13 protein-coding genes are annotated in these 15,229 nt (G+C 33.3%); 10 read left to right on the top strand and 3 right to left on the bottom strand.

Annotated features, from left to right (window positions below; all coding sequences use genetic code 11):
* Window positions 1-25: 25 nt before the first annotated feature.
* The 8 genes from pta (at window position 26) to rplT (ending at window position 7,722) form a co-directional block, all read left to right on the top strand.
* A complete protein-coding gene (gene pta / locus CFPG_RS00600) occupies window positions 26-1,027 on the top strand; it encodes a phosphate acetyltransferase (protein ID WP_012573132.1) in 1,002 nt (333 codons plus the stop codon).
* Between the two features lie 46 nt (window positions 1,028-1,073).
* Complete coding sequence (locus CFPG_RS00595) at window positions 1,074-2,039, top strand: 3-hydroxyacyl-CoA dehydrogenase family protein (protein WP_012573131.1); 966 nt, start codon at window positions 1,074-1,076, stop codon at window positions 2,037-2,039.
* Between the two features lie 9 nt (window positions 2,040-2,048).
* On the top strand, window positions 2,049-2,492 hold the full coding sequence (gene coaD / locus CFPG_RS05420) for a pantetheine-phosphate adenylyltransferase (RefSeq protein ID WP_012573130.1): 444 nt from the start codon (window positions 2,049-2,051) through the stop codon (window positions 2,490-2,492).
* Window positions 2,493-2,516: 24 nt separating this feature from the next.
* Entirely contained in the window at window positions 2,517-4,214 is a 1,698-nt protein-coding gene (locus CFPG_RS00585) for a S41 family peptidase (RefSeq protein ID WP_012573129.1), read from the top strand.
* Window positions 4,215-4,461: 247 nt separating this feature from the next.
* Entirely contained in the window at window positions 4,462-6,408 is a 1,947-nt protein-coding gene (gene thrS / locus CFPG_RS00580; RefSeq protein ID WP_012573128.1) for a threonine--tRNA ligase, read from the top strand.
* A 45-nt stretch (window positions 6,409-6,453) separates the two neighbouring features.
* Window positions 6,454-7,005, top strand: coding sequence for a translation initiation factor IF-3 (gene infC / locus CFPG_RS00575; protein ID WP_012573127.1), 552 nt, complete (start codon window positions 6,454-6,456; stop codon window positions 7,003-7,005).
* A gap of 122 nt (window positions 7,006-7,127) precedes the next feature.
* Window positions 7,128-7,325 carry a 50S ribosomal protein L35 gene (gene rpmI / locus CFPG_RS00570; RefSeq protein ID WP_041572346.1) on the top strand — a complete coding sequence of 66 codons (198 nt, stop codon included), beginning with the start codon at window positions 7,128-7,130 and terminating at the stop codon, window positions 7,323-7,325.
* A gap of 49 nt (window positions 7,326-7,374) precedes the next feature.
* The gene (gene rplT, locus CFPG_RS00565; RefSeq protein ID WP_012573126.1) at window positions 7,375-7,722 is read left to right on the top strand and encodes a 50S ribosomal protein L20; all 348 of its coding nucleotides are present in this window, start codon (window positions 7,375-7,377) and stop codon (window positions 7,720-7,722) included.
* Between the two features lie 555 nt (window positions 7,723-8,277).
* On the opposite strand, the gene CFPG_RS05415 is transcribed toward rplT, so the two are convergent.
* Both CFPG_RS05415 and CFPG_RS00560 read right to left on the bottom strand, forming a co-directional pair.
* Window positions 8,278-8,400: a hypothetical protein gene (locus CFPG_RS05415; protein WP_265348015.1), complete on the bottom strand. Its 123-nt coding sequence runs from the start codon at window positions 8,398-8,400 to the stop codon at window positions 8,278-8,280.
* Between the two features lie 207 nt (window positions 8,401-8,607).
* Window positions 8,608-8,880, bottom strand: coding sequence for a hypothetical protein (locus CFPG_RS00560; protein ID WP_265348014.1), 273 nt, complete (start codon window positions 8,878-8,880; stop codon window positions 8,608-8,610).
* Window positions 8,881-10,618: 1,738 nt separating this feature from the next.
* On the opposite strand from CFPG_RS00560, the gene CFPG_RS00555 reads away from it, so the two are divergent.
* A complete protein-coding gene (locus tag CFPG_RS00555) occupies window positions 10,619-10,879 on the top strand; it encodes a hypothetical protein (protein ID WP_041572344.1) in 261 nt (86 codons plus the stop codon).
* A gap of 484 nt (window positions 10,880-11,363) precedes the next feature.
* Here CFPG_RS00555 and proS read toward each other — a convergent pair whose 3' ends face one another.
* Complete coding sequence (gene proS / locus CFPG_RS00550) at window positions 11,364-12,845, bottom strand: proline--tRNA ligase (protein WP_012573125.1); 1,482 nt, start codon at window positions 12,843-12,845, stop codon at window positions 11,364-11,366.
* Window positions 12,846-13,312: 467 nt separating this feature from the next.
* Here proS and metG point away from each other — a divergent pair, with 467 nt between their 5' ends.
* A complete protein-coding gene (gene metG, locus CFPG_RS00545; protein ID WP_012573124.1) occupies window positions 13,313-14,986 on the top strand; it encodes a methionine--tRNA ligase in 1,674 nt (557 codons plus the stop codon).
* The last annotated feature ends 243 nt before the right edge of the window (window positions 14,987-15,229 follow it).

Here is a 15,229-nt window from a genome sequence, read left to right as displayed (position 1 = left end):
TATAATTGATTAAATATAATTGATTATGAATTTAATGCATCAAATTATAACTAAAGCTAGAAATAGGAGGCAGAGGATTGTTCTTTCAGAAGGTACGGAAGAGCGTACATTGAGAGCTGCGGATAGAGCCATTGCTGATAAGATAGCTGATATCATTTTGCTTGGAAATATAGCAGAAATTAAAGCTCTTACTATTAAATATGGATTGAGAAATGTGCTTCAAGCAGTAATTGTAGATCCTATTAAGAACGAGAGAAAGAACGCTTATGCTGTTTTATTGATGGAATTAAGAAAAAATAGAGGAATGACTATTGTAGAAGCTCAAAAATTAGTAGAAAATCCTTTATACTTAGGTTGTTTGATGATTAAAAACGGAGATGCTGATGGAGAAATTGCTGGTGCACAAAATACTACCAGTGACGTTTTGCGTCCAGCTTTACAAATTATTAAGACCACTCCAGGTATTAATGTTGTTTCGGGTGCTTTTTTGATGCTTTCACAGAATGAAGAATATGGAGCTAATGGTGTATTGATTTTTGCTGACTGTGCCGTAGTCCCTAATCCCAATGCAAAAGAATTGGCAGAAATAGCAGTTTCTACTGCAATAACTGCAAAAACTCTTATAGGTATAGAACCAATTGTTGCTTTATTGAGTTTTTCTACGAAGGGAAGTGCTTCACATGAATTAGTGGATAAAATAAATGAAGCTGTTTGCATTGCTAAATCGATTTCTCCCGAGTTGATAATAGACGGAGAATTACAAGCGGATGCAGCATTAGTACCCTTCATTGGACAAAGCAAAGCTCCAGGAAGCTTAGTGGCAGGAAAAGCTAATGTATTGGTATTTCCTAATTTGGAATGTGGAAATATTGCTTATAAATTAGTGCAACGATTAGGAAATATTCAAGCTATAGGTCCTATTCTGCAAGGAATAGCTGCTCCTGTTAATGATCTCTCGCGTGGTTGCTCGGTAGAGGATATATATACTATGATAGCTATTTGTGCTAACCAAGCTATTATGAAATGATTCCTTTTATAAGCGGATCTTGAAAAGTTATCTAAAACTTAAATTTATGTCAAAAATAATAGTAGAACCTATTGAACCCTTTGGTCTTTCGTTAAAAGAAAAACGGAAATCGCTGTTTTCTAAAATAGGAGTGGTAGGGGCTGGTAGAGATGGGCGAAACATTATTCGTTTGACCTCATCTGCTGGCTTAGAAGTGATTTTTGTAGAAGTTTGTCAAGAAAGGATTGATTTTGCTTTCGAAAGGATTAGCGAAGGGCTAGATAACAAAATAGAAAACTGGGGGTTGACATCAATTGAAAAGCGAGCTATTTTAGGACGAATCAAAGGTTCAACCAATTATAATGATTTAAGAGATTGTGATTTTGTTATAGAATGTATTCGTTACAACACTGAAACTGGCGAAAGAAGTACAAAATTACGAAAAGAGGCTTTTAAAGAAATAGAACGAGTTGTTTCTCCTGAAGCTATTATTGCTACTAATGCCATAACCGTTATTATTAGTGAGCTTGCTTCGGAATTGATACATAAGGGACGTTGTGTGAGTTTACATTTTCCTATTGCTCATACTGATGCACGAATATTAGAAGTTGTAAAGGGGATATATACCTCTGAAGAGGTATATAACAAAATACTTTTGTTTGCTAAATTAATACAGTATGAAACGATCGAAGTAAGCGAAAGTAATGGATTGGTTAGTTTGCGTCTAATGGTAGTTATGCTAAATGAAGCATGTCAAATGGTGCTAGAAAATGTTTCTTCTATGGTGAATATAGATCGTTTGACAGAAATTGTTTATGGCATGAGAATTGGTCTTTTTAAGACTGCGGATGCAATTGGTATAGAAAAAATAGTTCCACTTATGGAAAGTATGTTTAATGAATATGGAGATAAAAAATACAAGCCTTCCCCACTTTTATGGAGAATGTATCGCACACAGCAACTAGGAATACGCAATGGGAAGGGTTTTTATATTTATGAAAATGGGAAAATAATAAAACCTAATATTGAATAAATTTTCAATATGAAAAAAACTGCTGTTTTCCCTGGTACATTTGATCCATTCACAATTGGGCATTTGTCTTTAGTAGAGCGTGGATTGCAATTGGTGGACGAAATTATTGTAGCCATTGGAATAAATCCACATAAAAAGACTTTTTTTTCTTTAAATCAGCGCATTGAAGCTATCAGTAAGCTTTTTGGGCAAGATCATAGAATAAAAACAAAATATTATGATTGTCTGACTGTAGATTTTGCTAAATCAGTAGGGGCACAATTTATCCTGAGAGGTATTCGTTCCATTTATGACTTTGAATATGAGAAAAATATAGCAGATGTTAATAGAAAAATATCTGGTATTGAGACGTTTGTTTTGTTCACCGAGCCAGAACACACACATATTAGCTCTACTATTGTAAGAGAGTTGTTAGCCTATGGAAAGGATGTATCTGAATTTATTCCAAGCTGATGGATTCCTTCTAAATATTTTAGAATGAAAAAAAAAATTCTTTTATGTTTTTTCTCTTTTTGTTTTGTTTCCTGTTCTTATAGACAAGAACAAAAAGATTTGTCCCTACAAAAAATAGAAATGACCATTAAAGCTATTGAAAGTTTATATGTAGATACAATCAATAATGATAGATTAATTGAATATGCTATTATTTCTTTAATACAAAAACTTGATCCTCATTCCAACTATATGACATCAAAAGAGGTTAAAGAAGTGGATGAATCTTTACAAGGTAATTTTGAGGGAATAGGTATTCAATTCAATATATTGACTGATACCTTATATGTTGTTCAAGTTATTTCTGGAGGTCCTTCTGAAAAAGCAGGTATTATGGCGGGAGACCGTATTATTGCTGTAGATGGCAGCTTAATTGCAGGGGTAGGTATGAAAAATACGGATATTATGAAATGTCTACGTGGACCTAAGGGAACGGTTGTCAGTTTGAAAATTACACGTACTGGTAATTCTAATCCAATTGTATGTAAAGTTGTTCGTGATAAAATTCCCATTTACAGTTTAGATACCTCTTATATGGTAGATAAGAAAACTGGTTATATTAAACTAAATTGTTTCGGTGCTGGCACTTATAATGAATTTAAAACGGCCTTAAAAGAATTGAAAGTAAAAGGATTGAAAAATTTGATTTTGGACCTACAAGATAATGGGGGTGGGTATCTCCAGGCAGCAATAGATATTACTAATGAATTCTTGAGGGAAAATAATTTAATTGTATATACTGAAGGAGCTCATCGAAGACGAGAAGATGTTTATGCCACAGCAAAAGGGTCTTTTATGAATGGTAGAGTTGTTGTTCTCGTCAATGAGTTTACAGCTTCAGCAAGCGAAATTGTTTCTGGTGCTTTGCAAGATTGGGATCGTGCAGTTATTATTGGTAGAAGGTCTTTTGGTAAAGGGCTAGTACAATGTCCAATCACTTTCCCTGATGGTTCAATGATAAGATTAACTACGGCACGCTATTACACCCCAACAGGGCGTTCTATTCAAAAACCTTATGAGAAAGTAGACAAAGAATCTTATGAAGATGATTTAATTGATCGTTATAATCGTGGGGAAATGATGATTGCTGATAGTATTCATTTTTCTGATTCGTCGAAATATAATACATTAATAAATAGAAGGGTAGTTTATGGGAAGGGGGGCATCATGCCTGATTATTTTGTTCCTATTGATACAAGTTGTTATACGGATATATATCGTTCATTAATGGCTTCGGGAGTTATCAATAAATTCGTTATGAATTTTATGGATAAAAACCGAATTCTTCTTCACAATAGGTATAAAAATTTTGATGCATACAAGTCACGATTTTATATATCTGATGTTATGTTGCATAATTTGTTAGAAATGTTTAGGAAAGAAAATCCAGATATGTTAAATGCAAGGGTTTCTTCTCTCGGTTTTTTTGGAGATAAAGATTATAAAAGAAGATTAAAGAATAAAAAGAGGAAGGATTCTACTATGTTGTTAACTGCTGAGGATATTAAGCAATTTGAAAAGTCAAAATCGTTAATAAAACTTCAGGTTAAAGCATTAATAGCACGTGATCTCTGGAATATATATGAATATTATCAGGTGATTAACGATGGGAATAATGTTTTAAAAAAAGCTGTTGAAATAATAGAAAGTAATATGATGTATAATAAATTGCTCGGGAAATAGATGCAACAATCACTACTCAGTCCGCTTGGACCCAACTATGCGGTTGGAAATATGGGAGATAGAGTGGGAGGGGGTAATCTTGGTATTTGGTTGATTATATGATCTAGATGAAAAAATTGGACAGACTTTGAATTTTACTTTATTTAGATTATGTTGATGTCTTTTTTTTTGTAAAAAAATATCCAAAATAGCTTTGTTTCGGAACAATTACTATCTTTGTGGAAAGAGAATTGTATTACTTTTTATAATGATAAAAATAACATTTCCTAACACTTCTGCACGTAATTATGCTATTGGAACAACTCCAATGCAAATAGCTGAAAGTATTAGTTGTCGTTTGGCAGAAGAAATTCTTTCTGCGAACGTTAATGGTGAGATGTGGGATTTATCTCGGCCTATTAATGAAAACGCCAGTGTGAAGTTATATAAATGGGAAGATTTTGAAGGGAAACGTACCTTTTGGCATTCATCAGCACATTTGTTAGCAGAATCTTTGCAGGAACTTTATCCAAATATTCATTTTGGTATGGGGCCAGCTATTGAAAATGGTTTTTATTATGATGTAGATTTAGGAGACGGGGTTGTTATTAAGGATGTTGATTTGGTAACTATAGAAAAGAAAATGCAAGAGCTTGCAAGTAAAAAATTATCCATATCTCGTCAAAATGTTACTAAACAAAATGCATTAGAACTATTTGGTAAAAAAGGGGAAACTTATAAAATTGAATTAATCAGTAAATTGGAAGACGGTAAAATTACTGTTTATACGCAAGGTAATTTTACTGATTTGTGTAGAGGGCCACATTTGCCAAATACGTCTTATATTAAGGCCATTAAATTGACTTCTGTTGCAAGAGCTTATTGGAAAGGAGACGAAAGTCGGAAGCAGCTGACACGCATTTATGGCATTTCTTTTCCTAAAAAGGAAGAATTAAGCGAATATCTTGCTCTAATGGAAAAGGCAAAAAAACGCGATCATCGTCGGATAGGTAAGGAAATGGAACTATTTACGTTTTCTCACAAAGTAGGACGGGGACTTCCTTTATGGTTGCCTAAAGGGACACAATTGCGTTTGAGGTTAGAAGATTTTTTGAAACGGATACAAAAAAAATATGGTTATCAACAGGTGATAACTCCCCATATTGGCAATAAAACGTTATATATAGCCTCTGGGCATTATGCTAAGTATGGGAAGGATTCTTTTCAGCCAATTCATACACCTGAATTGGGAGAAGAATTTTTATTAAAACCGATGAATTGTCCTCATCATTGTGAAATTTATAAAGCTTTTCTACGTTCTTATAAAGAATTGCCTCTTCGTTTAGCTGAATTTGGAACGGTTTACCGTTATGAGCGAAGTGGTGAATTACAAGGATTGACCCGTGTAAGAGGATTTACACAGGATGATGCACATATTTTTTGTTCTCCTGAGCAAGTAAAGGAAGAACTCATTAAGGTGATAGATATCGTTCGTGTTATTTTTTGTGCTTTGAATTTTAACGATTACGAGGTACAAATTTCTTTGCGAGATCTTAATAATAGGATAAAATATATTGGATCGGAAGAAAACTGGAAAAATTCAGAAGGGGCAATTATTGAAGTTTGTCAGGAAAAAAAAATTAAGGCAAAAATAAAATTAGGAGAAGCTGCTTTTTATGGTCCAAAGCTTGACTTTATGGTAAAAGATGCTTTGGGTAGAAATTGGCAATTGGGGACTATTCAGGTGGATTATAATTTACCTGAACGTTTTGAATTGGAATATGTGGGAGCTGACAATCAAAAACATCGTCCTGTAATGATTCATCGAGCACCATTTGGTTCTATGGAACGATTTGTTGCAGTAATGATTGAACACACTGGTGGTAAATTTCCATTGTGGCTAGTTTCTGATCAGGTGGTTATTCTACCTGTTAGTGAAAACTATAATCAGTATGCGGAAGAAATTGCAAAAGAATTTCATAAACGAGATATTCGTGTTACTATTGATAAAAGAAATGAAAAAGTAGGAAGAAAAATTCGGGACAATGAATTAAAAAAAATCCCTTATTTATTAATAATAGGGGAAAAAGAAAGAAGAAATAGTGAAATTTCTGTAAGAAAGCATGGGAAAGAGAATATAGGCATTATGAAAGTTACTGAATTCGCTGAATTTCTTAAGAAGGAAGTAGAGAGGCAAATGAGTCAGTGGCAATGATAATTTATAATTTATAATTTATAATTTATATTACAATTTATCTTGATGAGAAAAGATAAGTTAAAAGACCAGTATAGGATTAACGAGGAAATTAGGTCGGAAGAGGTTCGTGTTGTAGGAAATAATGTTGAACAAAGGATTTATCCGATTTCGGAAGCATTGAGAATGGCAGGTGAGTTAGAGTTGGATCTAATTGAGATATCACCCACTGCTGTTCCTCCTGTTTGTAAAATATTTGATTATCAAAAATTTATTTTTCAACAAAAAAAGCATCAGAAAGAGCAGAAAGTCAAATTGTCAAAAATTGTTGTAAAAGAAATTCGTTTTGGTCCGCAAACTGATGAACATGATTACAGTTTCAAACTAAAGCATGCTAAAAGTTTTCTTGAAGAAGGGAATAAGGTTAAAGCTTATGTATTTTTCAGAGGACGTTCAATTCTTTTCAAAGAGCAAGGAGAAATATTGTTGCTTCGATTTGCTAACGATTTGGAAGATTATGGTAAGGTAGAACAATTGCCTATTTTAGAGGGGAAAAAGATGATTATCACACTTGCTCCCAAAAAAGTAGAGATTATCTCTAGGAGATTGAAGAGGTGAATCAAAAAATAGATCAGAAAAATAATGAGAAAATTTTTCGTTTCTTTTAAAGATTGCTGCTCTATATATTTGTTTGATTTTCAAATTATTATAAATTTATAAGTTTAAAGTATAGAATACAAATGCCGAAAATGAGAACTAATTCCGGTGCAAAAAAAAGATTCGCTCTCACGGGAACAGGAAAAATTAAAAGGAAACACGCTTATAAAAGTCATATTCTTACAAAGAAAACTAAAAAGCAAAAGAGAAGGCTGACGCATTTTTCTATTCTTGATCGATCTGATGTAAATAATGTGAAGAGGCTATTAAGAGTTAAGTAATTTTCCAAAAGGTTTATTAATAGCTAATTTTTTAATATTTTGATTTATTATGCCTAGATCAGTTAATCATGTAGCTTCAAGAGCTAAAAGGAAAAGGATTTTTAAATTAACAAAAGGTTATTATGGTGCAAGGAAGAATGTGTTGACAGTTGCTAAAAACACTTGGGAAAAAGGTTTAACTTATGCTTTCCGCGATAGAAGAACTAAAAAACGAATTTTTCGTTCTTTATGGGTCCAACGTATCAATGCTGCAGCTCGTTTGGAGGGGTTGTCTTACTCCGAATTTATGAGAGGGCTCCACAGAAATAGTATTGAGATTAATCGTAAAGTACTCGCTGATCTTGCTATGAATCACGCTGGAGCATTCAAGGAAATTGTGGATAAGATTAAAAAGTGAACAGATAAAAAGAGAATGTAATAAAGTTAGTATACTTAAAATTTTATTAGAAAGGAGAATAAAAAGCTATCTACATCAATGATTGACACTTTGAATTACATAGATTAACATACATATAAGTATCTTACTTTTGATTACTTAGAATAAATAAAGTGAGTCCCATAGTCTTTCTTTTGTTTTCTTCGGGGAAGAAGTTTTCGTTCCTTCTCACCTTCTCAGATGCTGGATTATAAGGTAAAACTGTGTAAGGTTTCTCGTCAAGCTCTCTCCTTGTCGGCTCAATTACACGAATAAAAAATTCTCTCGGCTGTTTGTATGTTTATACTTGTCCCTGACTTAGGCATAAGTCTTTAAAAGACTTTCTACTTATATATTAAAGGTGGTTTCTTCTGCCATGCCAGAAGTATAAGCCAATGTATGGAAGACACATTTTTGAGAATAGAAAAATACGGTACTTTTCCACTTGCTACAGCTCTTTTTATACCTGTAAAATCCAGCAAAAATTCCATAGGATTTCCGATTTTGCCCGAAGAGTTACAGTACGTTTATATCTATCTATTTCTGACCTTGTGAGAAAAAATAAATACTAGCACCTAATTTCCCTTTCCCATCTTCGTATTCAATCGTCTCTTTCTGCAAATTACGAAAGAGCTCACCTAGTCTGTTTGTAATTCTCATCCTTATTGTCCAGTAAGAAGGATGAGAGAGTGTAGTGATATCCACACATTTCTAAACAAATAATCTCTGTCAATCAGACTGTTTGGTTTATTATTCCCCATGTTGTTTGACCCCGAAAATATTTTATAATCTATTCAAGTACAAGCATCTCGGGTGAGAAAAATCATAACTTGCAGTTGCAAGTCGATAAGGAAGGGGAAATGATATTCATATTCCCTGCATACGAAAATCTGGAATCAACGAGATAACTGTATCGATCCAGTCCTTTAAGCATTTCACAAAACCAACTAGTACTCTCTTGTACAACAAGGATATTTTTCTTTCTCCCATTTTTGATATAGCCTGAATCACACGTATACATTTACGCAAGCCAGTATCAAACGACTGAATACTTTCAATGAAATACTCTTCTTTCGGATGATCACATTCATGTATTTCTTTTGGAGAAATCCTTTTACTCCATTGCTCCAATATATTCAACAATTCTTTATTCGTACAATCCTCTTTTTCAAGATCTTACACAAAATACGAAATAGATAAAAAACACTACCTAAATTCGTTAAATATGTATTTTTATTTCACCCAAAATTATATGTAACTTAATATAAACCAGTTAATTATGTAATTTTAGATTGATCCTTACGTCTAGATTAGACTCTATATACAAAAAAAAGTTGAACTAAACATGATAAATTCCTTATTCATTATTAAGATGAAATTTAAAAAGGGAAGACCACTCTAATCTTCGGCAAGACCTCCTATCCTAAAAAGAAAAGGAGCATGGATGGAGTCGGTTTTCGTTTTCACACGATGGTTATCTCTCGCGATGGTTATCTCTCGTTTGATGAAAAAATCATTTATTTATCTACCTATTAATTGGTATGAAAGAACTTCACACACGGTTGTTCCTCTCCCTTTTTTCTTGTAGCGAAAGGTTTATATCTCTGTTATGGTTGAACCATGAAGAACAGTGAGTTCCTTTACTGCAATTGGACTGTTGTTGTGGAGCTTCTCTTTTTGATCTAATCGGTAAAAAATCATACAGTGATGTTATTCGATCCCACAACGAATGACTGATCTATGACTATTCCATAAATAAGAAATAGGTTCACTCCCTGGCTAAGAAGTGATATCTAGTCTAGTTGTCTAAATTACAAGGAGACGAATAACAGATCATGTCTATCCCGGAAGTAGAAAAATCCTGTTCCGTTATTGACAGATTCAAATCTATCTCTTCTTTCAACAGGGAAAGGATCGATTCTTCAGAATAGAGATCCTGAAAAATGTATGTCAGTTCATTTGTCATTTGGCTTGTATTTAAGAAAGACACAATGGGGAATAATGAGGTATTAATTAAAAGGTTGGTGAAATCATATAGCATGAGATGATTAAGTAGTTTATTGAGAAAGAGTTCTTCTTTTGTACTTTATCATCAGGATAAAGATTCGAACCACATGCACTTTGGTAAATTTCTAACTCTTCAATGTGGAGAGAGTACTATGTGATGTTCCGGATATACTTCAGCATTTAGGAGAAGAGATCAATTCATTTAACTTTTACTTTTTTGTCTTAGTTACAATTCAAGAGACTATTCTGTTTATCCAAACTATTAGTCACACCCTTATTTTTTTGTTCAGTTTTTGAAAGACTCTCGTTGCATAACGAAAGAAGGGAGGTTTTCTTATTATCAATACCTCTCCTGTGGATTGTACTGCGAATTAGTTGGACTCATTCTAGCGAATGGTATTCGATACCGTTTGATCTGCACTGCATACTTGTGAAAATAGGATGTGAGTTTATTGATAATAATATTTTAGAAAAGTTGGAGTGTAGTGTGAAGAATTGTATCGGCAGATCCAGATTATATCGTAAGCCGATGGCTTACAGAGCTAACATGGCAATAGAATACCTGATGGTTTATAGAAAGAGAATGAACAATGCTGCCTGACTGGAACATTCATCATTATGATTTGTATGGGTGAAGTAGGGCATTGTGAAGGACGGCGTTGAGATAACAAAACGTTATTTGTAATAGTGGAAACCTTTAACGAGTGAATAGACAGATGACATTGAGTCTACAAATGGTAAAAGATATTGAGAAAAGCACAATAAGGGATGAGAATTATTTCACAATAGTTTCCAGACTTTCCGAAGAGGATTTTTATAACGTGTCACCGTTCTCTCCAGGTAACTTGTTTGATTTAGGTTGGAGGAGGAGATGTTGTCGACTGGTATAGGGAAAAGATCTATAAATAACAAAGAATTGTCCCGTGAAAAGATTGATAGTGATTTAACTATTAAACCTCTATCAGTAATATATGTAAAAGTCTATCGTTGCGTTGACTTACAGTCAATGAGACATATTGATTATGATCAATACTTTATTTGTCATGCATATGCTTCTTTGGGCAGTTATCGGAGTACTGTAGGTAAAGCATTTGAGGAAGGTACTGATGAAATACTTTGTAAGATGTATTGAATCCTAAATGAGAATTATGGTGAGAGAATATTTGTGAGAGATAAAGATAGGAAAGTAGATAGGGAAGTTGATTTTTATCTTCTCAATATGGGAATGGGGAAATTTCTTTGCGAAATCAAGCTCATGAGGAAATGAAATATTGAAAGTGCTAATTTTATTTTTTTTCTTGAAAAATAGATCTATTCATTTTTGATTTATTGTCAGAGCAAAATAAAACCAGAAGGAGAAGTGGGATATCGAGATATCAGTTGAGTAGAATTGTATGGAAAGGGTTGCTACAGATGATTGCTGAATGAAGCTTTTGAGCGTTTCGTTTATACAGGGGAACTTTTATCAACAGAAATCGGATCTGTTGTTCCGGTTGCTAACGGTAGAGTTTTTATATGAGGGAAGGACTTAAATTATTTTAATAATCAGGAGTAATATATAAATATAAATATTTCGTATTATTTACTCATTGAACAAGTATGATTTGTCTATACCTTTAATATGCTCTTGCAAAGATGACTCGTTGTTTAGATGGCATTCCGGTTAACATGTCTATCCCTGGTGTAATATCCCCATTTAGAGGAATACAACGGATGGTTGCCTTAGTTTCTTTTTTAATTTGTTCTTCAGTTTTAGCAGTTCCATCCCAATGAGCCATAATAAATCCACCTTCTTCTATTCTTTCTTTGAATTCATCATAATTATCTACATAAACAGTATTTGCTGAACGGTAGTCTAATGCTTTTTGGTAAATATTTTGTTGAATATCGTTCAAAAGATTATTTGCATAGTCGGTGATATTATTAATTGAAATAGTTTCTTTGGTTAATGTGTCTCTACGAGACACCTCAATTGTTCCATTTTCTAAATCGCGAGTACCTAAAGTCAAACGAATGGGAATACCTTTTAATTCGTATTCAGCAAATTTCCATCCAGGTTTTTTATTGTCAGTATTATCATATTTTACATTAATATCTAAGTTTTTAAAATCATTGATAATGTTTGTTGCTTTTTCATTTATATCTTCTAAACTTGTTCTGTCTTTGGAGACAGGAATAATAACTATTTGGCAAGGAGCAAGTTTTGGAGGTAATACCAAACCGTTGTCATCTGAATGCATCATAATTAATGCTCCCATTAAGCGAGTTGAAACACCCCAAGAGGTAGCCCATACATATTCTCTTTTCCCTTTTTTATTAAGGAATTGAACATCAAAAGCTTTTGCAAAGTTTTGTCCTAAAAAATGAGAAGTTCCTGCTTGAAGTGCTTTCCCATCTTGCATTAAGGTTTCAATGCAATATGTATCGGTTGCTCCTGCAAATCGTTCACAAGGAGTTTTAACTCCTTTAGTTACTGGAATAGCCATGTATTGTTCTACAAAATTGGCATATATATCCAGTATTTTCAAGGTTTCTTCAATAGCTTCTTCTTTAGAAGTGTGAGCGGTATGTCCTTCTTGCCAGAGGAATTCTGCTGTCCTCAAAAACAGCCGAGTACGCATCTCCCAACGGACTACATTTGCCCATTGATTTATTAAAATAGGTAAATCGCGATAGGAATGAATCCATTTTTTATAAGTATTCCAAATAATACTTTCAGAAGTAGGACGTATAATTAACTCTTCTTCAAGTTTAGCTTCCGAATCAACAATTATTCCTTTCCCTATTGGATCATTTTTTAATCTATAATGAGTTACTATGGCACATTCTTTGGCAAAACCTTCTATATGGCTGGCTTCTCTGTTTAGAAAAGACTTGGGAATAAACAAAGGGAAATAAGCATTTACATGTCCTGTTTCCTTAAACATCTCATCCAATTGCCTCTGAATTTTTTCCCATATGGCGTAGCCATATGGCTTAATTACCATACAACCCCGTACGGCAGAATTTTCCGCTAAATCGGCCTTAATAACTAAGTCATTATACCATCGAGAGGAGCTTACACTTTTGGGTGTAAGCTCCTTTATTTCTTTTACCATTTTACCATTTTTATATTTATTGGCTTGATTTTATAAATCAGATAAATTATAATTATATGCTATAATCCATGCTTTCTGGATTAAATACCACAATAATTTCGGTCTGTTGGCAGACGAATGACTCTATGTAAAGGAGAAGCAGGATCCAGACCTGATAGAGGGGGGGTGGGGTGATTTAAAAGTATCGGGATCATATATATCATCCTTTTCAGTAAAGTGATACAAAAAAATTAGAGTTTTTCTACTACTTTATACACCGCAATGCAATATACAAAATATTACATTTGGATAGATGAGAATAATTCGTCCCTCATAAAAATCTAGGTCAATATGTTTTGTTGAAGCTATCTAATTATTAAGTATTTCTTCTAAATTAGCACAGAGAAGTCTTTTCTTTATATTATACTCGTAGTTTCATAATGTAAGAACATTTATGAAACCACAAGTATAGCTAAATGTAGTATGAAATGGAAAATTACAAAAGGTTTTTGATCACTTCTGCTTTGCCATATGCTAATGGTCCTGTTCATATTGGACACTTAGCAGGTGTTTATATCCCGGCGGATATTTATGCTCGTTATTTGCGACTACGAGGGGAAGAAGTTTTGTTTATAGGGGGTTCGGATGAACACGGTGTGCCAATTGCCTTGAAAGCTAGAGAAGAAGGTAGTACCCCACAGAAAGTTGTGGATCGTTATCATCATCTTATTAAAAAATCTTTTGAAGATTTTGGGATTACCTTTGATATTTATTCCCGAACATCCTCATTAATACATCATCAGACAGCATCGGAATTTTTTCGCCATTTATATGATAAGGGAAAATTAGTAGAGAAAATTACAGGACAATATTATGATACACATGCCAAATTATTTCTTGCAGATCGTTATATTTCTGGAACGTGTTATTTGTGTGGATATAAACAGGCATATGGGGATCAATGCGAATCATGTGGAGCTTTTATTAACGCCATGGATTTACTTGATCCAAAATCTGTTATCACAAATACCCTACCCAAGGTAAGAGAGACTAAACATTGGTATTTGCCTTTGGACGAATATACAGAATGGCTAAAAAAATGGATTTTGGAAGAACATAGAGAATGGAAAACTAACGTTGTTGGGCAGTGCAAATCTTGGTTAGAAACAGGATTGTTCCATCGTGCTGTAAGCAGAGACCTTGATTGGGGAATTCCTGTTCCAATAAAAGGTGCTGAGGGCAAAGTATTATATGTTTGGTTTGATGCCCCTATAGGTTATATTTCTAATACTATAGAATATTCTCCAAACGATTGGAAGAAATGGTGGAAAGACCCCAGTACTAAGCTTGTACATTTTATTGGGAAAGATAATATTGTATTTCATTGTATTATCTTTCCGGTTATGTTGAAAGCTCATGAAGGGTATATATTGCCAGATAATGTGCCCGCTAATGAATTTTTAAATTTGGAAGGAGAAAAAATATCTACTTCCCGTAATTGGGCAGTTTGGCTACATGAATATTTGGAAGAATTTCCTGGACAACAAGATGTTTTACGTTATGTTTTGATAGCTAATGCACCTGAAACTAAAGATGGCGATTTTACATGGAGGGATTTTCAGGCACGTAATAACAATGAATTAGTTGCTATACTTGGAAATTTTGTTAATAGAGTTTTAGTGCTTACTCACAAATATTTTGAAGGAAAAGTTCCTAAGCTCGGTGAATTAAGGGATTATGATCGAAATGTTTTAGAAAAATTTTTTCGATCAAAAATAATTTTGGAAAATTATTTAGGGCAGTATCATTTTCGTGATGCTTTGAAGGAAGCTATGAGTTTGGTCCGTATTGGGAATAAGTATTTGACGGATACTGAAGCATGGAAAACTGCAAGAAAAGACATATTTCGTACAGCTACTGTATTGAATGTGGCTTTACAAATGATAGTCAATCTTACTATTGTATTTGAACCTTTTTTACCTTTTACAGTAGATAAAATTTGTCGTTTTATTCGCAAGGGTAATTTAAAATGGTCTCAATTTGGAGAAATGAATTTATTAGAAGCTGGACATCAGCTTAATCCTTTTGATTTGTTGTTTGAAAAAATTGAAGATGAGGTTATTGAGCGTCAAATTCAAAGATTACATGAGACAAAAAAATAATAAGGTAAAGCTTTGATGTATTCATTTTATATTTGTTCATCAATTTTTATTTTCGGCTTCTCTTCCACATATTAAATTTTTTGGATCAAATAAAGTGTAATGTTTTGAGGATCATTGGTTGAGTTTAGCTGTTAATGTAAAATCCATCAGTTGTCTATTTCGAAAAGTAAAAATTTTTGTCCATAGCTAGACATTATTCAGACATTATTTTTATTAAGTCCTAAACTTTTTTATGAGAAGTGT

This window comes from Candidatus Azobacteroides pseudotrichonymphae genomovar. CFP2 (assembly GCF_000010645.1).
Lineage (GTDB): Bacteria > Bacteroidota > Bacteroidia > Bacteroidales > Azobacteroidaceae > Azobacteroides > Azobacteroides pseudotrichonymphae.
Note: the sequence above shows the minus strand (reverse complement) of the source record. Positions and strands in the feature narration are given on the sequence as shown.